Source organism: Streptomyces sp. NPDC000348, assembly GCF_042898795.1.
In the GTDB taxonomy this organism is placed as follows: domain Bacteria; phylum Actinomycetota; class Actinomycetes; order Streptomycetales; family Streptomycetaceae; genus Streptomyces.
The window spans coordinates 1-26002 of the sequence record NZ_JBIAZD010000009.1 but is presented as its reverse complement, the minus strand read 5'-3'; the positions used below and the strand labels follow the sequence as shown (position 1 = coordinate 26002).

Here is a 26002-nt window from a genome sequence, read left to right as displayed (position 1 = left end):
CGCGGTCCTCGTCCCTGACACGGGCTTCGGCGGCCGCAGCCGACGGCGCGGGCCGGGTCGGCCTACGCGCCGCGCACCTCGGTCGCGGCCGCTCCCCAGGCGGCCGCGCACAGTGCCCGTTCGACCGCGTCGGTGTAGACGGCGGCGGCGAGCCAGGCCCGGGCGAAGCGGTCCGTGTCGGCCGCGAGCAGGCGGCCGAAGGCGTCGCGGGAGCGGTCCGCCGCGGCGGCGTGGAGGTCGTCGAGGAGGTCGCCCGCCGTGGCCAGTCCGAGACGGCGCAGCCGGGTGGCGTCGCCCGACCGGTTCCCGGCGAGGGCGAGGACACGGCGGCCCCCTCGCACCGCCTGGTGGACGCGGCGGCGCAGCAGGTGCAGCGGGGCCTCGTCCCCGGTGGACACGACCCGCGCGGGTGGCGTGACCGCGCCGGGGGGCAGGTCGGCGTGCTGGAGGCGGTCCAGTCCCAGGTCCACCCGGGCGTCGGGATCGGTGGGGTGCTCGGTGGCGAGCAGCAGGGCGCGGGGGTGCGGCCCGGGTGTCAGGCGCGCGACGATCCGCAGCCGGGCGGGCCCGGCGGCGGCGAGTATGCGGAGGTTGTCGCGGTAAGGGAGCGCGGGGTCGTCGTGGGGAAGGGCCAGCCGCAGGGGCAGGCCGGCGCAGTCGGCCAGCAGACAGTCGCCCGTCGCCTCCCGCACCGTGCCCGCGAGGGTCACCTCCAGGAACAGCAGGTCCTGCCCGCCGTTCAGCGCCCGGGCCACCTGCTCGGCGGCGGATACCGCCCACAACCCGTCCAGCGGGTCGGCGCGCCAGGCGGCACCGGCCGCGCGGACCGCCCGTACCCCCGCCCCCGCGCCGAGACGTCCCGTCGGGGAGACGGTGGCCCCGGAGACGGCGAGTCCCGCGCGCGACAGTTCCCGGTGGGTCAGGGCGGTGTCGCCGATCCGTACGGTCCGGTCGGCGGCGCCGGTCGCCCGGGCCGGTCCGCCCGGTGCCACGTCCGACACCGTGTACAGACGTCCGTCGGCGTCGGCGGTCCAGGTGACCGCGCCCGCGTAGCCGGTCGCGGTGAGGACGGGCTCGGAGAAGAGCCCGTACAGCCGCAGGGAGCCGTCCGGACGGTACGGCTGCCGGACCGTGCCGCGCAGTTCGGCCAGGTCCGGGCCGGTGGCGTGCGGGAGCCGGTGGGCGACGCCCAGGACACCGGCCAGCGCGCCGGCGAGGTCGGTGAGGCGGTGTCCCGGGTCGGCGGAGCGGGCCGCGCGCACCCCGGTCACCACGGAGACCGCCGCGGCGCAGACCCGTGGGAGGCCGGCGAGGCGGGCGGTGTGCGCGGCGTGCAGGAGTTCCGCCTGGAGCACGGCGCCGGCACCGTCCGTGCCGGCCTCCAGGACGGCGGCCGCCGCGTCGAACACCGAGCGGGCGGCGGCGCGTTGTCCGGCGGTGACGGCGCCGGGCTCCGCCCGCACCGGGGTTGCCGCCGCCGTCTTTGCCCGCGCCTCCCCGGCCCCGGCGGGGGCCGGGGCCTCCTCGGCGACCGGTGCCGCCGAGGCCGCCGCCGCGCGGTGCAGGCAGTCGGGGGCCAGCAGGCATCCGCAGCGGATCGCGTCCGCGCCGGTCACCGATCCGCCGGGCGCGTGCAGGACGAGCTCCGTCTCGTCGTCGACGGCGATCCGCACGGTGTCACCGTCCCGGACGGCCGGACGGGCCAGGAGCTTGGTGACGCCCGCGTCCAGCCGCTTGCGCAGCCGGGGCGGGAGCGCCGCGACGATGTCGGCGGTGACGGACGGGACGACCGGAGGCAGGTCCGGGCTCATGCGATCTTCTCCCCTACCCAGCGGGCGAGTTCGAGCGGGCTGAGAGCGGCGACGGGCATGCCGGCCGCGACGAGCCGGCCGGCGACCCCCGTGGAGTAGCGGGGCCGGCCGGTGTCGTCGAGGCTCGCGCAGCCCAGGACGTGGCAGCCGGCCCCGATCAGTGCGCGGACCTCGGCGAGCAGACCGCCGAGCGGGTAGCCCTCCTCGAAGTCGCTGACGACCACGACGAGGGTGCGCGACGGTACGGTGACGAGCTCGCGCGCGTGCCGCAGTCCCGCGGCGATGTGGGTGCCGCCGCCCACGCTGACCTCCAGCAGCAGCGACAGCGGGTCGTCCACGTGCCCGGTGAGGTCGATGACCTCCGTGGAGAACGCCAGGAAGTGGGTGGAGAGGGCCGGCACCCCCGCCAGGACGGACGCGGTCAGCGCGGCCCACACCGTGGACGCCTCCATGGACCCCGACACGTCCGTGACCAGGATCAGCCGCCAGTCGGCGGCCCGGCGTCCCCGGGTACGGAAGACGGGGTGCTCGGGAATCACCCGGACCGTGCCGTCCGGGGCGCGGCGCGCGGTCGCCAGATTCGCCCGCAGGGTGCGGGGCAGGTCCAGGCCGCCGCCGGGCCGTGTGCTGGGGCGCGGCAGGGCGGTGCCGTGCAGGGCGGGGCGCAGGCGGGTGGCCAGCTGCCGGGTCAGCGCGTCGACCAGCCGCCGTACGAGCGGGCGCAGTGCGGCCAGCCGGGCCTCGGGAAGTCCGCCCGCGTGCCGCAGTACGGTGCGCAGCAGGTCCACCGAGGGCCGCACGCTGTCCGCGTCCAGTTCGGTGAGGACGTCGCTGCGGCCCGACGCGGCGGCCGCCGCCAGCACTTCCTCCCGGATGCCCGGCCCGAACAGCGCGGACAGTTCCTCGGACCACTCCCGTACCCCGGGGTACGGCGCCTGGCGTCCGCCGCCGGTTCCCGGACCCGTGAGGTCCCCCCGGCTGCCTTCGCCGCGTCCGCTGCCGTACAACTCGTCCAGCGCGGTGGCGAGCGGTGACGCGGACGGCGGCAGTCGGTCGGTGCGGCGGCCGAGGAGGAGGCGCCAGCGGTCGGCGGGGGCGAGGAAGCGCTCCTCCGCCGGGGGCGGGGCGGTGCCGCGTGCCGCCGCGCCGCCCTGCCCGGACCGCGCCGCCGCACCCGGTGCGGGTTCCGCGGTGGCGCCCTCTCGCGGACCGCCCCGCGCGGCGTCCCCGGCCGGGCCGTCGGCCGCCGGACCGCCGTCCGGCCCGGGCAGCAGGCCCAGCGACCGCAGGATCCCGCGGGCCGCGAAGTCCGCTTCGGTCCAGGTGGCGAGCGTGGCCGGGGCGACGTCGTCCGTGTCGGCGACGTGCGTGGTGCCGAGGCGTTCCTCGACGGCCGCGAGGAGGCGGTCGCGGGCCGCGGGGCTCAGGGCGTCGAAGCCGCCGCGCAGGGCGGGGAGCCGGTCGAGGAACGCCCGGTCGGGCAGCTCGGCCACCCGGGTGAGCAGGGGTTCCAGCGCGGGGGCCGCCGCCTCCAGCAGAGGGCCGGCGGCGGTCAGCAGTCCGCCGAGCCGGGCGGTGAGGGCGGCGCGGGAGTCGGGGTCGGTGGCCCCGTCGACCCAGGAGGCCACGCGGTCGCCGAGGACCCGGGCGTCCTCGTGCCCGAGCAGGACGCGTACGGCCCCGGCGGCGCCGCGCATCAGCGGGGAGCCGTCGGCGGACAGGCGGTCCAGGGCGTCGGCGAGCCGGATGCCGCCCAACAGGTCCGCCCGGTGCGAGAGTTCGAGCAGGGCGTGGGCGTCGGCGGGGTCCTCGGACCCGGTCAGTCCATCGACCTGCCGCACCGCCGCCGCCGTGAGCAGCTCCGCGGCGGCGGCCGCCCGGGTCTCCCGGTCCGGCCCGGCGGGGAGCCCCGGCACATGACCGGCCCGCAGCCGGTCGAGCAGGGCCAGCCCGGCGAGGAGTTCCGGCAGGGTGGCGGCCCGGGGCAGGACGTCGGCGACGTCGTCGAGCCGTTCGTCCGCGAGCCCGGTCAGGCCGCACTCCGCCGCCCGCCCGAGCCCTTCGAGGGCCTGTGCGGCGGTCGGGCCGCCCTCGTCGCGCTCCTGGCGCCGCCGTTCACGCAGGATTCCCTCGGCGGCCTGCGCGGGGGTGACTCCACGCACTCCGGCCGCGGTCAGCACGGCCGCCGTGGCGGGGGTCCAGCGCACCTCCCAGCGGCAGGTGAGGGCCTCGGCACCGCCCGCGCCGACGACCTCCCCGGCCTCCCCGTAGGGCACGCCGCACACCGTCAGCCGGCGCAGCAGCAGTTCACGGCGCCGGTCGAGGTCGGACCGCAGCGGGTCGAGACGCAGGTCCCGTGCGGGGCCGGGGCCGCCCGCCCCGGGTCCGGGCAGACCGAGCCGGGCCAGTTCGGCCTCGACCGCGGGGACGAGTCCGCTGCGCGGCGCCTGCGGGGCGGGACGCCCGGTGCGCGTGCCGACGAGCACCCGCTCCATCGCCCGCGCCACGGCCCGGCCGCGCCCGTACGGCTCGCCCTGCGCGAGCACCGTCTGGACCGCTTCGACCAGTTCGCCGCGGCCCGCCGCGGGCAGGCCCCGCAGCCGGGCGAGGTCCGAGGCGAGCCGACTGATCTCCCGGGCGTCGGCCGGCCCCGAGGGGTGGCCGAGGCTCCGGAGTTCGGCGCAGACGCGTACGGCCGCCCGGGTCAGCGCCTCCTCCAGCGCGGCCGGGTCGCCCGCCGCACGCAGGACCATGTCCTGCCACTCCGGGTCCCGGATGCCCGCCGGGTAGCCGGACCGCTCGTCGAGGAGGGCGTAGGTGTACGGGATCAACGAGGTGTTCCACACCGGCCGTCGGGTGTCCGCGTCCGGTGCGTCCTCCTCCCCCGCGTCCTGCCCGATGAGGGCCGGGGCGTGGAAGGCTCCGACCACCACGGCGGCCCGCTCGCCCCGCGCGGTGGCCTCGGCCAGCCGGGCCCGCATCCAGCGTTCGCGCCGCAGGTCCGGCTCCGGTACGCCGCCCGAGGCGACCGCGTCCTCGCGCAGGGCCCACCCGGTGAGCAGGGCGGCCCGGCGCAGGGCCTCGGGCGGGGAGCCGGGGGCGGTCGCCTCGACGAGCCGGTCCCAGAGGTCGTCCCCGGGGCGGCCCGTCAGCCGGGTCCGCAGCGCGGTGGCGAGACCGGGGCCGCCGGCCCGCGGCCCCGCTTCCCGGCGTCCCCCGGTCCAGGCCCGGTCGGCGAGCGGCAGGTCGCAGGCGACCACGGGCACGTCGTGCCGGACCGCCCAGCGCACGGCGGCCAGTTCGGGCGAGAAGTCGGCGAACGGGTAGAACGCCGGTCCGCCGTCGCCGCCCTCGCCGGGGGCGGCGGCGAGCGCCACCGGGGCCCGTGTCTCCTCGTGCCCCAGCCAGGGCAGCCACGGCTGCATCTCCGCGGGCAGTTCGACGAGCAGTACCTCCGGCTTCGCCCCGTCCAGCAGCGCGGGCACGGCGGCGGCCAGGGAGGGCGCGTGGTGCCGTACGCCGACGAGGTAGGGCGCGGACGGGCCGGTGAGGGCGGCGAGCGCCTCGTCGGGCGGGACGGGCGGGCCGTCCGGGGCTGCGGCCCCGTGGGAGAGGGACACGGCCGTCAGCCCTCCAGGACCGTACGCAGGTCCCACAGGGTGCGCCAGGTGGCGGAGCCCTGCTCGGCACGGCGCCGGACGGGGCCGTCCCAGTAGCCGCGCAGCCGGGCGGCGTCGGCGGGGTCGTCCTTGCGGACCACGCCGAGCAGGTGCCCGGGCAGCAATCCGAGGACGTCGCGGTCGCCCGGGAAGTAGGCCGCCGCGAGGGCGAGCGCGCCGGCGACGGACACGGCCTCGGCGGTGCTCATCACCGTCGACGGCCGTTCCACCTCCCAGCCCTCCGCCGACCGGCCCTCGCGCAGGTCCCGGAAGGCGGTGACCAGGGCCTCCAGCACGGCGTCGTCGACCTGGAACGGCGCCCCGGCGCGCTCCACGGACGCCCGCGCCTGGCCGCGCACCAGCGCGGTCTCCGCGTCGAGGTCGCCGATGGGGCCGACGGTCTCGAAGTTGAAGCGGCGCTTGAGGGCCGCGGACATCTCGGAGACGCCCTTGTCCCGGAGGTTGGCGGTGGCGATGAGGTTGAAGCCGGGTGCCGCGTGCGCCAGCGCGTCCTCCGTGCCGGCCAGTTCGGGCACGGCGATCCGCCGCTCGGAGAGCAACGACACCAGCGAGTCCTGCACTTCGGGCAGGCAGCGGGTGACCTCCTCGACGCGGGCGATCGCGCCCCGGGACATGGCGGTCAGGACGGGGGACGGCACGAGCGCCTGCCGGGTGGGGCCCTGGGCCAGCAGCAGCGCGTAGTTCCAGCCGTACTTGAGCTGGTCCTCGGTGGTGCCGGCCGTGCCCTGCACGACCAGGCCGCTGGTGCCGCACACGGCTGCGGAGAGCAGCTCCGACAGCATCGACTTGGCGGTGCCGGGCTCGCCGACGAGCAGCAGACCGCGCTCGCCGGCGAGGGTCACCACGCAGCGCTCGACCAGTGCCCGGTCGCCGACGAACTTGTCCTCGATCACCAGGCGCCGCGGGACTCCGCCGGGTGCCCCGGCGCCGTCGGGCAGTTTCAGGGCCCGGCCCCCGCTGCCCATGACGAACGTGACGACCGCGCGCGGGCTGAGCCGCCAGGCGGGCGGGCGGGGCCCGTCGTCGTACGCGGCGAGGAAGGCGAGTTCGGTGGCGTACCGGTCCTCGGGCGGGACGATCTGGCGGGCCGGGGAGGGGGACGGGGCGGTGGTCATCGGCGCGGGTTCTTCCGGGTGCGGGTGGACGGTGGTCATCGGCGGCGGCCCTTGCGGGTGGCGCGGGTGGTGAGTTCCTCGTAGGCGGGTGCGTCGCCGGCGCGGACACGGTCCCAGGCGCGCGTGAACAGCTCGGGTACCGGCAGCAGCGGCACGGCACCGGCACGGTCGTGGACCGGGTAGAGGCCCTGCTTCCAGATCTCCACCGGCCGGCCGGGGGACTTCAGGTCGAGCCAGCCGCACGGCAGGAAGAGGGTGCGTCCGGCACGGGCCCGCTTCGCCTCGACGACCAGGCCGGTGGCGGCCAGTTCGGCGCGGGCCTTCTTCGCGTGGGCGGGCTTCCAGCCCGTCCAGCGGGCGCGGTTGCGGTCCGTCGGGTCGGGCAGGGCCAGCAGTTGCAGGTAGAGCGCGGCCGCGTCCTCGCCCAGACCGTGGGCCCCGGCGACCTCGGCGACCAGGCCGGGCACGCTCAGGGTCGGGTCCTGGGCGTAGCCGGTGGGTCCTGCGGGATCCGTTCCGGCCTCGAGGGCGCGGGCGAGTCCGTCGTCCAGGATCGTCCGCAGCGCCTGCATGCCGTCGCGCCGTTCGGGTCCGACGAGTCCCTCGATCAGTCCGAACAGGGGGTCGTCCACCGCGGTGAGGGCGCTCGTGCGGACCAGGACGGCCTCCTGGTCCCCGTACCAGGGGCGCAGCACCAGCGCCTCGCCGAGGTGTGTCAGTCCGTGCGCGTCGGCGCCGCCGGTGGCGGGCAGCCCGTACGCCTTGCGCAGCTCGGCGGCGGTCGACGTGCCCTTCTCGGTCCACTCCAGGTCGAGGTCGAGCAGCAGGCCGGGGTCCGCGACCCGGCGGCGCAGCGCGGTGAGCCCTCCGGGCAGGGCGGCGCGCAGGGGGTGTCCGTACGGCAGGCAGTAGGCGAGCCCGGCGAGGGCGGCCACGGCACGCGTCAGGTGGTACCGGCCGGGCAGCGCCCGCGGGTCCTCCGGTACGAGGTTGCCGTTCTTGTCGGGCCGCTGCACGGTGGTGCGGCTGATCCAGGGGGTGCGGTGCGGGTTGAGCACCTCCTCGGCGGAGCCGGTGGGTAGACCCGCCAGGGAAAGCTCTCCGGCGAGGTCCTCGGGCAGGCGCACGACCCCGTGGAGGCGCTCGGCCCACACGCGGCCCGCCGCGTCCGTGTCCGGTCCGGCGGTCCACAGGTCACCGGGGTTCCCGGGGAGGAGCGCGCCGACGAGCGCCACTGCGTCGCCGGGCTCCAGCGAGCCCAGCAGCGCGTCGCCGAGCTGCTTCTGCCGCGGCTTCAGCCCGGTCGCGGCGATCACCTCGTCGGTGAGCTGCGACGGCAGCCCGGCGAGCAGCAGGGCCGCCTGCACCGGGCCCAGCCCGTCCCGCGTCGCGGCGGACAGGGCGGCGGGCGCTTCCGGCTGCCAGGGCGCGGCGCCCTTGTCCCGGATCAGGCCGGTCACGGCGGTCAGCGCGTCCGCCGGGAACACCGGCGGGTGCGCGGTCTCCCGCTCCAGCGTGAAGTGCGCGACCGCGCCGAAGGCACCGGCCGGATCGTGGTCCAGGGCGAGCCAGTCGACCCGCCCGGTGTGGTGGTCGACGTTCCGGCAGCCGAGGACGACGACGGTGCGGCCCTCCCGGCGCAGCACCTGGCCGACGCGCTCCTGCCGGTCGTGCGGCTCGCTCAGCACCACCTCGCGCAGCGCGCCCCCGGGCGCGGCCAGCGGGCCTTCCGTGATCGCCTCGAACAGCAGCAGCAGTGCCCGGCGGTGCGTCTCCGTCAGGGCGGGTGAGGCGGCGCGGTAGGCGAGCGGGCGCAGCACGTCGAGCACGGAGGGCCACACCACACCGATACCGGGGACGGTGAACTCGTCGCTGCGCCACCCGTCGGCGGCCCCGGTGGGCCGGAGCGGCCCGGGCAGGGGCCTGCCGTCGGCGGGCCTGCCGGACAGGACGTGGTTCACGGCGCGGATCTGGCGCAGCGTGCTCCAGTTCTGCCCGCTGCCCCACCAGCCGTGCAGCTCGGCGAGACCGGAGGTCGCCTCCCGCAGTGTCCGTTCGTCGCCGTCCTCGGGGCGGTAGTCGGCGAACATTCCCTCGACGCGGCCGCGTTCCGTCCTGGGCCGCTCGACCGGGGGCGTCACGAAGGTGGCGACGGACGCCGCGAGGCGCAGCACGGCGTGCACGAGGGAGGCGACGCCGGTGAGCAGACGCGGCTCGGTGAGGGCGGGCAGGGCGCGGGACACGGCCTGCCGCACCACCTCGTCGGCGGTCGGGACGGCGGGCTTGCCGGTGGTGGCCCCCGCGGGGCTTCGCGACCCGGCGGTCTGCGGGGAGCCGGCCGGTGCCGCCGCCGCGATCCTCGCCTGCCGGTCGGCCAGCGCCTGGGCCCCGGCGCGCAGCAGTTCCCCGGCCTGCTCGTCGCTCAGCGCCCGCAGGAGCGCCGAGGCGCTCTCGTCGCGCGGCCGCAGCGCGTGCCAGAAGTCGACCGGCGGAACGAGCCGGGTGCCGGCGGCGAACTCGCCGCCGCGCTCCAGCGGTGTCAGCCGGCCCAGTTCCCGCACACCGGTGGTGTCGTCCGTCGTGTACAGGGTGACCTGACGGTGGTGGGCGACGACGACGGGCTCGGCGCCGCCGGGCAGCCGCAGCGCGCCGACCGGGACGCCCGGGGCGCGTCCGTGTGCCGTCGGCAGGGTGACGGTCCGGCCGTCCGGGGTGCCGACGGTGGTGCGGGTCCCGTCACCCTCGCCCTCGGTGCGCACCCAGCGGCCGAGGACCGTGCCGTCCGTTCCGAACGGGCTGTGCTCCAAGCCGGGTTGCAGGGGCAGCACCGCACAGTGCTGCTGGAGCAGGGCGGCGCCGTCGCGGATGCCGGAGCGCAGGAACGCGGGCAGCGAGGCCCGGCCGTGCGTGCCGGTGGCCGGGTCGTACTCGAGCCACACCTGCCGCAGTCCCTGTCGTCCCTGGCGCCAGTACGAGGTGCCGTCCCCGAGGACGCGGCGTGCGGGCGGCAGGACCGTGTCGCCGGCGTGCAGGGCGCGTCCGCCGGTGGCGCAGCCGCCGTCCGGCATCGGGATCGAGGTCTCACCGGCGTCGCCGCCGTACCAGTGCGGGAGCTTCTCCCCGCCCAGCGGGAACACCTCGGTCGGGCGGGCCGACCAGTAGCCGTACTGCTTGCCGTCCTGCCGCCACGTCACCAGCAGTTCGCCGCCCGTGTAGCGGAACGACGGCCGCTGCCAGCGGTCCAGTTCGACCGGCAGCCGCAGGTCGTGTTCGAGCAGGACGTCCTGCGGACCCACGACGATCGCCTTGTGCCCGCGGGAGAGGATCAGGGCGGGCCAGGCCTCGTGGACGGCGAGGGTGTCCTCGCCGCCGCGCCGGGTCTCGGCGTCGAGTCGTCGCAGCGCCTTCTCGAGGGCGGGCCAGCCCAGCTCGTCCGGGATGCCGGCCCGCAGGGTGTTGCCGAGCAGCGGTGCGATGTCGAGTGCGGCGGCGCGGGCGACGGCCCCCGGGCTGATCCGTGCGGCGATCCCGCGGAACGGGCTCAGCCGCTCGAACGCCGCGCGGGCGGCCGCCAGACCGGCCGCGCCGTCCAGCTCGCCGGCGGCTTCGTCGAGCCACTCGCGGAGCACGTCGGCGAGGACGGGGTGGCCGGCGATTCCCTCCAGCAGCCCCTGGCCGGTGTGCCGGCGGTGCTGGTTGCCGATGGCGTGGTGGAGCAGGCGGCGGCCGTGCCGGTCCGCCGCGAGGGCCGTCAGGTCGCGTCGCCCGGGCCGGGTGTCCTTCAGCCACTGGCCGAGGGCGAGGTGGACGTCCTGGCCGGCACCGGGCGGGGTGAGCGGCACGTCCTGCGCCACGCACAGGTCCAGCAGGTCGAGGTCGGCGCCGGGGTGCCAGCGGCCAGTAAAGAGGTCGACGGGGCGGCCCCGGTCGCGCAGGCGCGGAGCCATGCGCTCCACGAGCGCGAGGGTGGCGGGCGAGCGGTCGCCGACCGTGCCGCCGTGCTTGCGGTGCAGGGCCCAGCGGGTGAGCCAGTCCGCCGTGTCGACCGCGTCCGCCGCCTCGTCCTCGCCCGTGAGCAGCCGGTCGGCGCCGGTCTCGGCGAGCAGCGCCAGCCAGAACTCGTCGTCCTCGGTGGAGCGGCCCAGCCCGGCCGGCATGATCTCCAGCAGCCGGCCCCGTACGGCGGGCCGCTGTCCGGCCAGGACGACGAGCGTGGCCCGGTAGGTGTTCCAGAAGGACGCGGGGGCCCGCACCGCCGCGGGCGACGCGAGCAGGTCCGCGACCAGGGCGCACTCCTCGGTGACCCGGTCCAGTCCGGCGGCCTTGATCAGGGCGCGGGCGTCCTGGGGCAGCGACGCGTACGGCGGCATGCCGGCCGCGCAGCGTTCCACTGTCAGCTGCCGGAACTGCGCCCATGCCTCGGCCGGGGTGAGCCGCGCCGCGAGCGCCTTCACGTGCTCCTTGAGCGCCTTGACCGTCAGTGCCCCGGCGAAGGCGAATTCCAGGAACACGGCCCGCTGCCGCTCCTCGTCCACGGTCAGCGCGTGCACCCGCTCCGCGTCGCGGGCCTTGCCGAAGAAGGCCGCCGCGTAGGTGGTGTTCTCGTGCTGGAGGAAGACGCGGGCGGCCTGTTCGTAGAAGGTGGGCAGGAAGTGCGGCACGGCCCGGCCGAGCCGCTCGCCGAGCGCCTCGAAGCCCTCCTTCGCGGTGCCGGGGCGGGACTTGGCCTGCCTGGCGAGCCGTTCGACGTCCTTGACCAGCGCCAGCGCGTGGTGTCCGTTCGCCGGGTCGTTGACCAGGGCCCACGCGGGGAAGCCGAGGGTCTCCCGGCGCACCTGCCCGACTTCGCGGGTCTCCGGCTCGCGGACCAGTCCGAGGAAGTCCAGGGCGAGGTCCTCCGCCTCGCCGAGCGTGCCCGGCACCAGCCGTACGACCCTCCGCGCGTCCAGCGCGGTGTGCGTGTACGTGCGGACGGTGAGGACGTCGGCGTCCTCCCGGTCCGTGGTGCCCGGGGGCAGTACGGCGCCGGCGTCGAGCAGCGCGGCGGAGGTCGTCTCGTCGTACGTGAATCCGTCGTGGGTCGTCATGCCGCACGCTCCTCGTCCTCGATGTCGCGCCCGGCGTACAGCGCGGCCGCCATGCGCATGCCCTCGGACCAGGCCACCGGCCCGACCCGGCCGAGCTTCAGCACCCGGCCGGCCGGGTCGGTGAAGACCAGGGGGCCGGTCTCCGTCTCCTCGTAGCCGTCGTAGTCGCCGACCCACACCCGGGCCTCGACGGCACGTCCGTCCTCCACCACGGAGCACACCGCGTGGCCGCCGCGCACGCGGTAGCCCAGCTGGCTCGCGCGGCCGTGCAGGAACCTCAGCTCCTTGAAGGCGCCGCCCGCGTAGTCCTCGACGGAGGCGGCCTCGGCGTCGAGTGCCGCGGGCCGGTGCCACACCTCGCGGAACAGCTGCTGGGCGCGCTGCTCGACGCCGAGCTCGACGGCGAACTCCCGCAGCTCCTCCAGGTCGTCGAGGAGCACGGGGTGCGGCAGGCGGACCAGGCCGGGGGTGAGGCGGACGGTGTCGCCGTCGAGGTCGACCAGGCCGAGGCCGCGCTCGGGGTCGGCGTCCCGCAGGAATCCGGCCACCGCGCCGTCCGTGCCCGTGACCACCACGTCGCGGAGGGCGGCCTGCCAGGCGGGGTCCGGCCACACCCCCGCCAGGACCGCGAACGGCACCGGCAGCGAGCGCACCATCCACCGCTCCACATCGGCCAGGCACTGCCGTTCGTGCCGCTCCAGCCACTCGGTGAGCTGGCGCAGCCCCACCACCGCCGGATCGTCGGCGATCTTGGACGGTACGGACTTCAGCCGCCGTCCGGCCGCGTTGCGGCACACCACCTTGCCGTCGTCGAGGGCGACTTCGTAGCCGCCTGCCGACACCCACCCCATGCGTGCCTCCCGCACCCGCAGTGATCAAGTGACGGGAACTGTAGAGGAGGGCTCTGACAACGGGTCCCGGGATCCTCGTCCCGGGTCGGGCACCGCCCTGGCGCGGGGCGGCGGCAGCCCCTGCCCGCCGGTGGTCCGGGAGCCTGCGGAGCGGGGCCATCAGGGTGGCGGCAGGCCGTGTCGGGCGGCCGTCCCGGGGCCGGCTGGCCATCCTGGGTCGGTAGCGCGGCCCCTTCCGAACGACTCCGAACGACAAGGAGCACGGCATGCCCACGGACCCGGTCGGACGATTCCTGACGGCCCTGGACCCCCACCACCGGGAGGCCGTCGGCGGCAGACCGCGCGAGGAACAGGAACGGCTGGCGGCGGCCTGGGAGCGGGAGCTGGAGGCCGACACCGAACTCGACTCCCTCGACGAGCTGTCCCCGCGGGCGGCGGAGGCCGAGGCGGCCCGCCGTGTCCTGGACCGCGAGCGCTAGGGCATTCCGCGGCCGGTGGTGGGCAATGGCGCGGCCCGTGCCGCGGCCGGTCGTCCGCTCGTTTCGTCCCGGCCGTCCGCGGCACGTTGCCGCGGGGCGACCGGGACCGTCTTCGGTCCTCGGGCCCAACGGCCGGTTCGCGGTTCCCCCGACCGGGGGACCGGACCGTCGGCGGCCGCGGCAGCCGCGTTCTCCACCGACCGGCGGTCGCGGCGGCCGCGTTCTCCACCGACCGGCGGTCGCTGGCGTCCGGCGGCTTCCGCCGGCCGGTCTCACCGCCCCCGTCGCTCCGGCCGAGCCCCGGGCTCGTCGCCGTCCCCGGTATGGCGGAGGCAGGAGGTGACGACCACGAAGGGCCACAGGGACTGGAGAGCGGTCACCGCGCGTTCGGCGACACCTGCCACGCCCTGGCGGTGCATCTCGACGAGGAACCACACCGCGCCGACGAGCATCAGGGCGGTCGCCGCGGCCGAGGCCGCCGGCCGCAGCGCCCAGGGAGCGGCGCCGCCGCCGGTGGCCAGCAGCGGCCACAGGGCCAGGAGGGCGAATCCGACCGCGGCCACCGAACCGTGCCGCAGGGACCCCCCGCTGCTCGGCGTCGGCAGCAGCGCCACCAACAGCGCCGCCACTCCGCCGCCGGCCAGCGCCACGCGTCCGGCCGTCGCCGCCGCCCGCAGTCCCCAGGCGGTGAGCAGGTGACAGGCACCCAGCGCCAGCAGCGCGGCGGTCATCACCCAGGACCCCGCCGCTCCGTAGGCCGCCAGGACGCTGATCGACTGGGTGGCGGGGTCGTAGGCGGGTCCCTCCAGTGACGCCGCGACCGTCCAGCCGCCGATCAGCAGGACGGGCGCGCACCCCGAGGAGAAGAGGACCCATCTAGGGACAAGCAGCATCGAACCACCATAAGGCGCACCCAACCACCCCTCAGCGGATGTTCAGGAAATGAGGCGCGCCGGACCGGCGCGTAAGGTGAGTGCCGTCGATCCGGATCACGCGGAAGGACCATCCATGGGCACGGTCACCACCTCCGACGGCACGGCCATCTTCTACAAGGACTGGGGTCCGCGCGACGGACAGCCGATCGTGTTCCACCACGGCTGGCCGCTCAGCGCCGACGACTGGGACAACCAGATGCTGTTCTTCCTGTCCCAGGGCTACCGCGTGATCGCTCACGACCGGCGTGGCCACGGGCGCTCCGACCAGACCTCGACCGGCCACGAGATGGACACCTACGCCGCGGACGTGGCGGCGCTGACCGGCGCCCTCGGCCTCCGGGGGGCCGTGCACGTCGGGCACTCGACCGGCGGCGGAGAGGTCGCGCGGTACGTCGCGCGGGCCGAGCCCGGTCGGGTCGCGAAGGCGGTGCTGGTCGGCGCGGTGCCCCCGGTCATGGTCAAGTCCGAGAGCAATCCCGGCGGTCTGCCGATCGACGTCTTCGACGGGTTCCGCGCGGCCCTGGCCGCCAACCGCGCGCAGTTCTTCATCGACGTGCCGTCGGGTCCGTTCTACGGGTTCAACCGGCCCGGCGCGGAGGTCTCCCAGGGCCTGATCGACAACTGGTGGCGGCAGGGCATGATGGGCGCGGCCAACGCCCACTACGAGTGCGTCAAGGCGTTCTCGGAGACCGACTTCACCGAGGACCTCAAGAAGATCGACGTCCCGGTCCTCGTCGCGCACGGCACCGACGACCAGGTCGTTCCCTACGAGGACTCCGCACCGCTGACGGTCAAGCTGCTGAAGCACGGCACCCTGAAGACCTACGAGGGGTACCCCCACGGCATGCTGTCGACCCATCCGGACGTCCTCAACCGCGACATCCTGGAATTCATCAGGTCGTAGGACGGCCCGGTCACCCGGACGCCGCCGAAGGCACCGCCGCCGGGGTCCGGACCCCGGCGGCCGGCCGGACCGCTCCCCGTGCGACGGCGCCTCGGCGACGAGCGCGCCGGGGACCGGTGCGTCCATGACGGCTCGGTGCGTGCGGCCGAGCGGTGCCGTTCCCGTCCGAAGACGGTGCGGACACGGTGCGGACGGCCGTCATGGTGAACGCGGACGCCCTCGAGCGCTTCGCCCCCGGCCGCCGCGCCGGCCGGTGTTCACGTCCCCGCCCGCACCGGCCGGCGCAGGAGGTGGCCGGCCGCGGCCACGACGAGGGCTCCCATGCAGGCGATGAACACCAGCCCCGCGCCGTCCAGGCCCATCGGGCCGGCCAGCAGTCCCACACCGATGACCGGCACCGAGATGCCCAGGTACGCCACCACGAACAGCGTCGAGATCACCGCCGCGCGCCGGTCCGGCGGGGACGCCCCGCTCACGGCGGACAGCGCGCCGCGGAAGGCGAGCCCCTGGCCGAACCCTCCGGTGACCGCGCTGAGCAGCACCAGCGTCAGCAGGTCCCAGTGCAGCGCGCCCGCGAGCAGTGCCAGTCCGGCGAGGAGCCCGGCACAGCCCAGCGGCAGTGACCGGACCGTGCCGACCCGGCCGGCGGCCAGCTGACCGCCGGTCGAGGCGAAGAAGGCCAGTGCCACGACCAGCCCGCTCACGGCGTGATCGGTCACGTCCAGGGACTGCGCGAGGAAGGCGGGGCTGACGGAGGTGAACACGCCGAACAGCGCGAAACCGACGAACGAGGCGGTCGCCGCCGGGCCGAACACCGGCCGTACCCGTGCCGGCACCCCCGGCCGCCGCGGCCGTACGGCGGTCGGCGGGCGGCGCTCCGCCACGGTCTCCGGGAGCCACAGCAGAACGGCGGCCGCGCAGGCCACCAGGGCGAGGTGCACGGCGAACGGCAGATACAGCGGCCAGGGCGCGTACTGGGCGAGGACTCCGGCGAGCAGCGGACCGCAGCCCAGGCCGCCCATGTTGACGGCGGTGGCGACGAACGTGGCCCGGGAGGCTCCGCCGGGCGGTGCCGACTCCACGACGTACGCCGTGGCGGCGCCGGTGAACAGTCCGGCGGAGAACCCGGACAGCAGCCGCCCGGCACACAGCCAGCCCGGACCGGTGGCGTACAGGAAGCAGACGGCGCTCCCGGCCGCGCAGCCCAGGCCCCACCCCAGCACCGGGCGCCTGCCCACGGCGTCCGAGGCGTTGCCCGCCAGCAGCAGCACTCCGATGACGGCGAAGGCGTACACGGCGTACACGACGGTGACCGTCAGCTCGGAGAAGCCGAACTTCTCCTGGTACAGGGGGTAGAGCGGGGTCGGCAGGGTGGTGCCGGTCATGCACACCGCGAACACCGCGCCGCCGAGCAGACACACCCGCCATCCGCGGCGATCACCGGTCATGTCCCGACGCTAACGCCCCACCCGGCCGCGGCCCCCTCCCGGCGCGCCACCGGGGGTCACCGGCCGCCCGGGCCGGTCGTCGCCACCGACGTCACGATGTGCCGCCGGAAGAGAGCGAGGGGAGTGGACGACATCTGCCGCCCCCTTCGGATCTCGCCCGCCAGGTCACCGGCTGATCGTGCGGGAGAGTTCCGGAGGATGAGGGGCCGGACCGGTCCGGTCCGGCCCGTCCGCCCATGGACACGGCTCCGCTCCAATCGGCGCCTTCCCGTCGACGAATCCGGCGGCAAGACGCCGATGGGAGCGAATCTCCCACCAGAACGGCCCGCCGACGGCGTGTCGCCGGGAGATCCGCTCCAATCGCACCCCCAGGGCTTGCGGCCGGGAGCGGGCCTGGCGGGTTCGCCGACGGGGGTCGGTGGACGGTGCGGGGCTTGCGGGATGACACTTCCGGTGATGGTCCCGGTGCCGGGCGCCGTGCGGGCCGGTGAGGGGCGTGGGGGCGTTCTCGACACGCCCCCTGTTCGCGCCTTGTCAGTGTCACAGGACGACATGTATAACGTTGTAAAACTTGAGCCCAGCGGCTCGGCGCACGACTTGCGGTGACGGCACGCATCCACACCGACCGACCGAGTCGGGCCGCTCACGAAGGGATTGCCGTGCGGGTCAGCCTCAAGGACGTCGCCGCGCACGCGGGGGTCTCCATCAAGACCGTCTCCAACGTGGTGAACAACTACCAGCACGTCACCCCGGCCATGCGCGAGCGCGTCCAGCGGTCCATCGACGCGCTCGGCTACCGGCCCAACCTCGCCGCGAGGCACCTGAGGAAGGGCCGTACGGGCATCATCGCGCTCGCCCTGCCCGAACTCGGGAACCCCTACTTCGCCGAACTGGCCGCCTCCGTCATCGACGCCGCGTCCGAGCACGACTACATCGTGCTGCTCGACCACACCGGGGGCATGCGCGAGCAGGAGCTGCTGGTGAGCCAGGGCTTCCGGGCCCGGGTCATCGACGGACTCATCCTCAGCCCCATCGAGCTGGAGACCGAGGACCTGCGCGACCGCGCCCAGGACGTGCCGCTGGTGCTGCTCGGCGAGCGGGACTACGACCTGCCGTACGACCACATCGCCATCGACAACGTGGCCGCGGCCCGCGCCGCCGTCCGGCACCTGATCGGCCTGGGGCGCCGGGAGGTGGCGTTCATCGGGGCCCGGCGCGGACGCAGCGAGCCGGCGCAACTGCGCGTGCGCGGCTGGCGCGAGGAACTGACCGCCGCGGGGCTGTCGACCGACGCGGGGCTCGTCGCCGCCACCGACGGCTGGGGACACGCCGACGGGGCTCTGGCCATGACCCACATCCTGGACAGTGGACGGCGGCCCGACGCGGTGTTCGCCTACAACGACCCGATGGCGATCGGGGCGATGCGGGTGCTGCACGAACGGGGTCTGCGGGTACCGGAGGACATCGCCGTCGTCGGCTTCGACGACGTGATCGAGGGACGCTTCGGGGCGGTGACGCTCACCTCCGTGTCGCCGGACAAGGCCGCCATCGGCCGGCTGGCGGTGGAGTCGGTGCTCGCCCGTCTCAACGACCGGGCGCCGGAACCGCGCCGGATCCGGGCGGACTATCAGCTCGTGGAGCGGGAGAGCACGTTGGGGCGGCCTGCGGGTACCGCGCCGAGGGGCGACTGACACACCGACCGGGAGGGGTTCCGCGCGGCCCGGCGCTTACGGGGCGCCTCCCCGTTCCCGGCTCCTCCCCGTTCCCGGCTTCTACCCGTTCCCGACTCCTCCCCCACTCCCGGCTTCTACCCGTTCCCGACTCCTCCCCCACTCCCGGCTCCTCCCCGTTCCCGGCTCCTCCCCCACTCCCGGCTCCGCTCGACCGGGAGGAGCCCATGAGCGGGAGAGGCCCCCACCGCCCCATGTGCCGTTGGGGCGCCTCCCGACCCTTCAGCCGGAGGAGGCACACGACTGCCCGCGGCCGGCGACAGCGGGCGGGCACCGTCAGGGCCCCCGGTCGCCCGTAGGAGTGCTCAAGCCGGTCGTCAACAAAGCGAGTTCCGCTGATCGGCTCCACCGCTGGACCGTCGGTGCCGGAGCCCGATCTCCCCCGGGCATGCGCGGTGCGCGGGCAAGGCGCGGGGCAAGCGCTTGCCCCGTCGGTCGGCGGCCCGGACGGCGCGGGAGCGGGCCGGCGCCTCCCCCGCTCCGCTCCCTCCGCACCTTGTGCGCAAGGGGTTTACAGCACTCTTCCAACGATGTAAAACCTCCTTGCGGCGCACCGGACGCCGCTTCGCACAGGGGGAGCAGCACCATGTCTGCGCGTCCTTCGGCTCCCCAGTTCCCTTTCAGCGTCACCCGGATCGGGGTCACCATGCAGCGCACCACTCACCGTTCTGTCCTTCTCGCCCGTCCCGTGGCCGTGGCCTTGGCCGCCGCCGTGGCCCTGACCGCCACCTCCTGCGCCAAGTCGGAGGACGACGCGTCGGACGGCAAGAGGTCCCCGGCGGCCGCCGCCGACGCCGGCCAGAAGGTCGTCACGCCGAAGCCGGGCGGCAAGACCTGCACCATCGACGCCTACGGCGGCGAGAAGACCGACCTGAAGGACGCCACGATCGGCTTCTCCCAGTCGGAGAAGGAGGCCAACCCGTTCCGCATCGCGGAGACGCAGTCCATCAAGGACGAGGCGGCCAAGAGAGGCGTCAAGCTGCTCACCGCCAACGCCCAGTCGCAGTTCTCCAAGCAGATCAGCGACGTCCAGGACCTCCTCGCCAAGGGCGCCGACCTGCTGGTGATCGCCCCGCTCAACTCCGACGGCTGGGACCCGGTCCTGCAGGCCGCCGCCGCGAAGAAGGTCCCGATCGTCACCATCGACCGCAAGATCAACGCCACGGCCTGCAAGGACTACGTCTCCTTCATCGCCTCGGACTTCGTCGAGCAGGGCCGCCGTGCCGCCGACCAGATGATCGAGGCCACCGGCGGCAGGGGCGAGGTCGCCATCCTGCTGGGCTCGGCCGGGAACAACGTCACCACCGAGCGCACCCAGGGCTTCAAGGAGCGCGTCGCCGAGAAGGCCCCGGACCTGAAGGTCGTCTTCGAGCAGACCGGTGACTTCACCCGCGAGAAGGGCCAGCAGGTCACCGAGCAGCTCATCCAGTCCAAGCCCGGCATCAAGGGCATCTACGCGGAGAACGACGAGATGGGCCTGGGGGCGGTGGCCGCGCTCAAGGGCGCCGGCAAGAAGGCCGGCGACATCGAGATCGTCACGGTCGACGGCACGCGCAACGCCGTCCAGGGCGTCGTCGACGGCTGGATCAGCGGTGTCATCGAGTCCAACCCGAGGTTCGGCCCGCTGGCGTTCCAGACGCTGGACGACTTCACCCAGGGCAGGGAAGTCCCCCGGGACATCGTGATCCAGGACAGCGCCTACAACGCCGGCAACGCCGAGCAGGACCTCGGCAGGGCCTACTGATCCGCTCCGGGGCCCGGGTTTCGGGCCCCCGTCCGTCCGTCACTCTTTCTTCCTGGAGGCACAGGTGGCTCCCCCCGCCGAAGTCCTCGCCGTCCGCGGACTGAGCAAGACCTTCCCCGGCGTCCGGGCCCTGGACGACGTGGACCTGACCCTGCACGCCGGTGAGGTCCACGCCCTGATCGGCGAGAACGGCGCCGGCAAGTCGACCCTCATCAAACTCCTCACCGGGGTCCACCGGCCCGACGCCGGTGACATCGTTTTCCAGGGCGGCGCGGTCTCCTTCGCCACGCCGCTGGAGGCCCAGAAGGCCGGGATCTCGACCATCTACCAGGAGGTCAACCTCATCCCGCTGCTGAGCGTGGCCCGCAACCTCTTCCTGGGCCGAGAGCCGCGCAACCGTTTCGGCCTGCTGGACTCCGCCCGCATGAACCGGGAGGCCGGGGAGGCGCTGCGCGCCCACGGCGTCCGGGTCGACGTCCGGCGGCCGTTGGGCACCCTCGGTGTCGGCGCGCAGCAGATGGTCGCCCTGGCCCGTGCCGTGGCGAGCGAGGCCCGGATCGTCATCATGGACGAGCCGACCTCGTCCCTGGAACCGCGGGAGGTCGAGACCCTGTTCTCGGTCATCCGCCGGCTGCGCGACGCGGGCATCGCCGTCGTCTACGTCAGCCACCGCCTCGACGAGCTGTACGCCGTGTGCGACACGGTGACCGTGCTGCGCGACGGCCGTCGCGTCCACCACGGGCGCCTCGCCGACCTCGACCGGCTCTCCCTGGTGTCGACCATGCTGGGCCGGGAGCTGGGCGAGGTCCGTCAGGAGGGCCTGACGAAGTTCACCGGCGACCACCACGCCACCGACAGCCGCCCCGTGCTGGAGGCCCGCGGACTGACGGTCCCGCACAAACTGCACGAGGTGTCCGTGAGCATCCGTCCCGGCGAGGTCGTCGGTCTCGGCGGGCTGCTCGGCTCCGGGCGCACCGAGACCGCGAAGGCCATCTCCGGTGTCCTCAAAACGAGTTCGGGCGGTGTGACGGTGGCCGGGACGCCGTTGCGCGGCGGCTCCACCCCCGCCGCGATCCGGGCGGGCATCAGTCTGCTGCCGGAGGACCGCAAGAGCGAGGGCATCGTGCCCGGTCTGTCGGTCCGCGAGAACATCTCGCTGGCCGTCCTGCCCCGGCTCTCCCGCTTCGGCCTGGTCTCCGAGGCGCGCGTCGACAGCGTCGTGGACACCTTCATCGAGCGGCTGCGCATCAAGGCGTCCTCGCCGCAGCAGAAGGCCGGCGAACTGTCCGGCGGCAACCAGCAGAAGGTGCTGCTCGCCCGCTGGCTGGCGATGAACCCGAAGGTCCTGCTGCTGGACGAGCCCACCCGGGGCATCGACGTCGGGGCCAAGGCCGAGGTGCAGAAACTCGTGGACGAACTGGCCGCGGACGGTCTGGGCGTCCTGCTCATCTCCTCCGACCTGGAGGAACTGATCGAAGGGTCCGACCGCGTGGTCGTACTGAAGGACGGTGCGGTCGTCGGCGAGCTGACCGGCGACGAGGTCACCGAGGACAAGCTGATGCGGACCATCGCCGGGCACTCCCCGGACGGGGACGCGGCGGAGGAGGCGGCCACCGATGGCTGAAGCCACCCTCAGGACCGTCCCGCTGGACAGGACCCGCGTCCTGCGGTGGCTGCAGACGTACGGCGTCTACGCCGGCGTGGCGCTGCTGCTGGCCGTCAACGTCGTCGTCACCCCGCACTTCCTGTCCGCGGAGAACTTCCGCACCCAGGCCGTGCAGGTCGCCCCCGTCATCATCGTGGCGCTCGGCATGGCCCTGGTCATCGGCACCGAGGGCGTCGACCTCTCGGTCGGTGCCGTGATGGCCCTGGCGGCCTCCGTGACGGCCCTCTACCTGGGCTACGGACTCCTGCCGGCGCTGCTCGTGGTGGCGGTGTTCGCCGCGGGCGTCGGACTGGCCAACGGGGCGCTGGTCGCGTTCGTCGGGGTGCAGCCGATCGTCGCGACGCTGGCGCTCATGGTCGGCGGCCGGGGTCTCGCCCTGGTGCTGCTGCCGCAGCTGGAGGACCTGCGCAACCCCTCGCTGGCCTCGCTGGGCTCCGGCGACGTGCTGGGCGTCCCGTACCTGATCCTGATCGCCGCCGTCCTGGCGCTGCTGGTGGCCTTCGTCGTCCGCCGCACCACCTTCGGACGGCAGCTCCTCGCCATCGGCGACAGCCGTCCCGCGGCACAGCTCGCCGGGCTGCCGGTGCGCCGCGTGCTGATCGTCGTGTACGTCGTCTGCGCGCTGCTCGCCGCCGTGGCGGGCGTCCTCGCCACCGCGCGGCTGCAGGCCAGCGACCCGACGTCGCTGGGCAACCTGATGGAGCTGTCCGCCATCACCGCCGTCGTGGTCGGCGGGACACCGCTGACCGGCGGCCGGGTGAACATCGCCGGCACCGTGGCGGGAGCCGTCCTCATCCAGCTGCTCACCGCCACCCTCATCAAGCACGATCTGCCGCCCTCCTGGACCCAGATCGCGCAGGCCATAGTGATCGTGTGCGCGGTCTACGCGGCACGGGGACGGGGGAAGCGATGACCGCCACGGAGACGGACGCCCCGGTGACCGCGGCGGGCGGCGGGAAGCCGGCCGGCCCGCCCGCGGGTCCCGCGCGCTCCGAGCGGGTGAGCGCGCTGGCCCAGCAGCACGGCGCGCTGGCGGTGCTGGTGGCCGTCTCCCTGGTGGCGTCGGTCGGCTTCGACTCCTTCGCCACCGGGGACAACGTCGGCAACATGGCGACGAGTTCGGCGTTCCTGGCGATCGTCGCGCTCGGCATGACCTTCGTGATCGTCACCGGGGGCATCGACCTGTCGGTCGGCTCGCTGTTCGCGCTGGGCGGGGTCCTGGCGGCCTGGGGTTCGCGGCACGGCACCCTGGTGGCCCTGGTGCTGCCGCTGGTGGTGTGCGGGGCGATCGGTGTCGTCAACGGCCTGCTCGTGGCCCGGTCCCGGCTGGCGCCGTTCATCGTCACCCTGGCGTCCATGCTCGGTGCGCGCGGTCTGATGCTGGCGCTCACCGACGAGGGCGCCGACACGTACCTGATCGGCAAGGGTTCGTTCCTGGCCGAACTCGGGCAGGGCACGACCCTCGGTCTCGGCAACCCCGTGTGGATCACACTGGCGCTGTTCGTCGCCGGGGCCGTCGCGCTGCGCCGCACGCGCTTCGGGCAGCACGTGTACGCGGTCGGCGGCAACGAGGACGCGGCGGCGCTGATGGGCGCCCCGGTGGCCCGCACCAAGATCCTCGTCTACACCCTGTCCGGGGTGCTGGCGGGACTGGCCGGCGCGCTCAACGCCGCCTGGCTCGCCTCCGGGGTGACCATTCTCGGCAACGGCATGGAGCTGGAGGCCATCGCCGCCGTCGTCATCGGCGGCACCCTGCTCACCGGCGGGCTCGGCTACGTCAGCGGCTCACTGGTCGGTGTCCTGCTGCTCAAGGTCATCCAGAACGTCATCAACCAGATCGGCTCCCTGGACTCCTCCTACCAGCAGGTCGTCAGCGGCGCCTTCCTGGCCGTCGTGGTCGTCGCCCAGACCTGGCTGGGCCGCAGACGGCAGCTGATGTGAGGCTCCGGACCCGGCGGGCCGCCGAAGGCTCCCGCCGGGTCCGGTACCGGCGGCCGGCCACGCTCCCCCGCGCGACCGGCCGCTTCCGCACGCGCACGTCTCCCGTCCCCACTTCCCAAGGAGTGACGATGCGTCGAGTACCCGCACCACCGCTTCCCGTTCCCCGGTCCGAACGGCGGGCGCGATGGGTCATCACCGTGCTGGCGGTGCTGGCCCTCCTCGCCGGAACGGGCCTCACCGTCTCGGGCACCGCGGCGGCGGCGCCCCGGGCGTGGGCCCCGAAGCCCGCGCCGATGACGACCCCCTGGACCGACCAGGTCCCCGTCGACAACCCGCTGCCCGAATATCCCCGTCCGCAGCTCACCCGCCCCGACTGGGCGAACCTCAACGGCATCTGGGACTTCGCCGTCACCTCGGCGGACGCCGGCCGGCCCGCCTCGTTCACCGAGCGGATCCGGGTGCCCTTCGTGGCCGAGTCCGCGCTCTCGGGCATCCAGCGCAGGATCACCCGGGACGACAAGCTCTGGTACAAGCGCACCTTCACGGTGCCGTCGGACTGGAACGGCCGCCGCGTCCAGCTCAACTTCGGTGCCAGTGACTGGCGTACGACCGTGTGGGTCAACGGCCGGCAGGCCGGTGCCACCCACAGCGGCGGCTTCGACTCGTTCTCCCACGACATCACCGACCTGCTGAACGGGGGCACGAACACCCTCGTCGTCTCCGTGTGGGACCCCACTCAGACCGGTGGTCAGGCGGTCGGCAAACAGCGGCTCAACGACGTGATGCCCCATCCGGGTGGTGGCATCTTCTACACCGCCGCCTCCGGTATCTGGCAGACCGTGTGGCTCGAACCCACAGCGGCCGCGCACATCACCCGCCTCGACATGGTGCCCGACCTCACCACCAACCGTCTCAAGGTCACCGTGCGGGGCACCGGGACGAGCGGCCACCAGGCCCGGATCACCGTCGCCCACGGCGGCACCACGGTCGGTACCGCCACCGGCCCGGTCGGAGGCGAGTTCACCGTCGCGGTCCCGAACCCGCGCCGGTGGACGCCGGACGACCCGTTCCTCTACGACGTGAAGGCCGAGCTGCTGTCCGGCGGCACGGCGGTCGACTCCGTCGGCAGCTACACCGGGATGCGCTCCATCGGCCTCGCCCGCGTCGACGGCCTTCTGCGTCCGGTGCTGAACGGGGAGTTCGTCTTCCAGACGGGCACCCTGGACCAGGGCTACTGGCCGGACGGCATCTACACCGCCCCGACCGACGCCGCCCTCCGGTACGACCTGCAGAAGCACAAGGACCTCGGCTTCAACATGGTCCGCAAGCACATCAAGGTCGAGCCGCAGCGCTGGTTCTACTGGGCCGACCGGCTCGGCCTGCTGGTCTGGCAGGACATGCCGTCCATGGAGCGCACCCCCGACGCTGCCGCGCGCACCCAGTGGGAGGCCGAGTACGACCGCGTCATCGACCAGCACCGCAGCTCGCCGTCCCTGGTGATGTGGGTCAACCAGAACGAGGGCTGGGGCCAGTACGACCAGGCGCGCATCGCCGACGAGGTCAAGGCGTACGACCCGTCCCGGCTGGTGGACAACATGAGCGGGGTCAACTGCTGCGGGGCCGTGGACGGCGGCAACGGTGATGTGGTCGACCACCACGTCTACGTGGGTCCCGGCACCACGGTGCCCAGTGCCACCCGCGCGGCCGTGCTCGGCGAGTTCGGCGGGCTCGGCTTCAAGGTGGCCGGCCACGAGTGGTATCCCGGCGGCGGCTTCAGCTACGAGGACCAGCCCGACCTCGCGCATCTCGGCAACCGGTTCGTCGGCCTGCTGGACGGCATCCGGGAGGTCCGTATGCCCCGGGGCCTGTCCGCCTCGGTCTACACCGAGATCACGGATGTGGAGAACGAGGCCAACGGCCTGCTCACCTACGACCGCCAGGTCGTGAAGGTCGACGAGGCCGGGGTGAGGGCCGCCAACCGCGCGCTGATCGACGCGTCCCGCTCCCCCTCCGCCCCGGTGACCCTGCCCACCGGGCAGTACGCGTCCCTCCGTGTCACGACGCCCGGCCACACGGACCGCTATGTGCGGCACCAGGACGGCGCCGTGTTCACCGCGGTCGTGGGCGGTGGCAGTGACGCGCTGCTGAAGAACGACGCCACCTGGCGGATCGTCCCCGGTCTGGCCGACAGCACCTGCTCTTCGTTCGAGTCGCGGAACTACCCGGGCGAGTATCTGCGCCACCGCGACCACCGCGTGTACAAGGAGGGCGGCAGCGGGGACCTGTTCCGCGCCGACGCCACCTTCTGCCCGGTCCGGGGCGCGAACGGCGGGGTGAGACTGTCCGCCCACAACTTCCCCGGGCAGTATCTGCGCCACTACAACGGCGAGTTGTGGCTGGCCACGCCGGGCGGGACCCACACCTGGGACAACCCCGCCCTCTTCGCCGAGGACACCACCTGGGCGGTGGAGGCCCCCTGGGCCCCCTGACGCCATGAGAGGCGGGGTGGGTGGGGGGGGGGGGGGGGGCGGGCCCCCCCCCCCCCCCCCCCCGGGCGGGGGGGGGGGCGCGCGGCGGGGGGGGGCGCCCCCCACCCGCGGCGGGGGGGGGT

General features: G+C 74.7%; 15 protein-coding genes. 8 read left to right on the top strand and 7 right to left on the bottom strand.

Annotated features, from left to right (window positions below):
• Positions 1-62: 62 nt before the first annotated feature.
• Genes ACFY3N_RS18820 through ACFY3N_RS18800 form a run of 5 tightly spaced genes read right to left on the bottom strand, consistent with a single transcriptional unit; the run spans position 63 to position 12544 of the window.
• On the bottom strand, positions 63-1811 hold the full coding sequence (locus ACFY3N_RS18820) for a hypothetical protein (RefSeq protein ID WP_390817814.1): 1749 nt from the start codon (positions 1809-1811) through the stop codon (positions 63-65).
• The gene (locus ACFY3N_RS18815) at positions 1808-5431 is read right to left on the bottom strand and encodes a DUF5682 family protein (protein WP_390817813.1); all 3624 of its coding nucleotides are present in this window, start codon (positions 5429-5431) and stop codon (positions 1808-1810) included. The genes ACFY3N_RS18820 and ACFY3N_RS18815 overlap by 4 nt, the downstream gene beginning before the upstream one ends.
• A gap of 5 nt (positions 5432-5436) precedes the next feature.
• The gene (locus ACFY3N_RS18810; protein WP_390818079.1) at positions 5437-6606 is read right to left on the bottom strand and encodes an AAA family ATPase; all 1170 of its coding nucleotides are present in this window, start codon (positions 6604-6606) and stop codon (positions 5437-5439) included.
• 35 nt (positions 6607-6641) lie between these two features.
• Positions 6642-11693: a hypothetical protein gene (locus ACFY3N_RS18805; RefSeq protein ID WP_390817812.1), complete on the bottom strand. Its 5052-nt coding sequence runs from the start codon at positions 11691-11693 to the stop codon at positions 6642-6644.
• Positions 11690-12544, bottom strand: coding sequence for a DUF4132 domain-containing protein (locus tag ACFY3N_RS18800; protein WP_390817811.1), 855 nt, complete (start codon positions 12542-12544; stop codon positions 11690-11692). Before ACFY3N_RS18800 ends, ACFY3N_RS18805 begins: the two co-directional genes overlap by 4 nt.
• Positions 12545-12810: 266 nt before the next feature.
• Here ACFY3N_RS18800 and ACFY3N_RS18795 point away from each other — a divergent pair, with 266 nt between their 5' ends.
• On the top strand, positions 12811-13023 hold the full coding sequence (locus ACFY3N_RS18795; protein WP_390817810.1) for a hypothetical protein: 213 nt from the start codon (positions 12811-12813) through the stop codon (positions 13021-13023).
• Between the two features lie 272 nt (positions 13024-13295).
• On the opposite strand, the gene ACFY3N_RS18790 is transcribed toward ACFY3N_RS18795, so the two are convergent.
• Complete coding sequence (locus ACFY3N_RS18790) at positions 13296-13916, bottom strand: DUF998 domain-containing protein (RefSeq protein WP_390817809.1); 621 nt, start codon at positions 13914-13916, stop codon at positions 13296-13298.
• 115 nt (positions 13917-14031) lie between these two features.
• Between ACFY3N_RS18790 and ACFY3N_RS18785 the strand changes: the two genes are divergently transcribed.
• Entirely contained in the window at positions 14032-14862 is an 831-nt protein-coding gene (locus ACFY3N_RS18785; protein WP_390817808.1) for an alpha/beta fold hydrolase, read from the top strand.
• A gap of 257 nt (positions 14863-15119) precedes the next feature.
• Here the strand turns inward: ACFY3N_RS18785 and ACFY3N_RS18780 are convergent, their stop codons facing one another.
• Complete coding sequence (locus tag ACFY3N_RS18780; RefSeq protein WP_390817807.1) at positions 15120-16310, bottom strand: MFS transporter; 1191 nt, start codon at positions 16308-16310, stop codon at positions 15120-15122.
• Positions 16311-16969: 659 nt separating this feature from the next.
• Between ACFY3N_RS18780 and ACFY3N_RS18775 the strand changes: the two genes are divergently transcribed.
• From ACFY3N_RS18775 to ACFY3N_RS18750, 6 genes are all read left to right on the top strand, one after another.
• Positions 16970-18001 (top strand): LacI family DNA-binding transcriptional regulator, encoded by a 1032-nt coding sequence (locus tag ACFY3N_RS18775; RefSeq protein ID WP_390817806.1) that lies wholly within the window; start codon positions 16970-16972, stop codon positions 17999-18001.
• Positions 18002-18686: 685 nt separating this feature from the next.
• A complete protein-coding gene (locus tag ACFY3N_RS18770; protein WP_390817805.1) occupies positions 18687-19784 on the top strand; it encodes an ABC transporter substrate-binding protein in 1098 nt (365 codons plus the stop codon).
• A gap of 64 nt (positions 19785-19848) precedes the next feature.
• Complete coding sequence (locus ACFY3N_RS18765; protein ID WP_390817804.1) at positions 19849-21408, top strand: sugar ABC transporter ATP-binding protein; 1560 nt, start codon at positions 19849-19851, stop codon at positions 21406-21408.
• Positions 21401-22363: an ABC transporter permease gene (locus ACFY3N_RS18760; protein WP_390817803.1), complete on the top strand. Its 963-nt coding sequence runs from the start codon at positions 21401-21403 to the stop codon at positions 22361-22363. Before ACFY3N_RS18765 ends, ACFY3N_RS18760 begins: the two co-directional genes overlap by 8 nt.
• A complete protein-coding gene (locus ACFY3N_RS18755; protein ID WP_390817802.1) occupies positions 22360-23391 on the top strand; it encodes an ABC transporter permease in 1032 nt (343 codons plus the stop codon). Before ACFY3N_RS18760 ends, ACFY3N_RS18755 begins: the two co-directional genes overlap by 4 nt.
• Positions 23392-23519: 128 nt before the next feature.
• Positions 23520-25880, top strand: coding sequence for an AbfB domain-containing protein (locus ACFY3N_RS18750; RefSeq protein WP_390817801.1), 2361 nt, complete (start codon positions 23520-23522; stop codon positions 25878-25880).
• Positions 25881-26002: the final 122 nt, after the last annotated feature.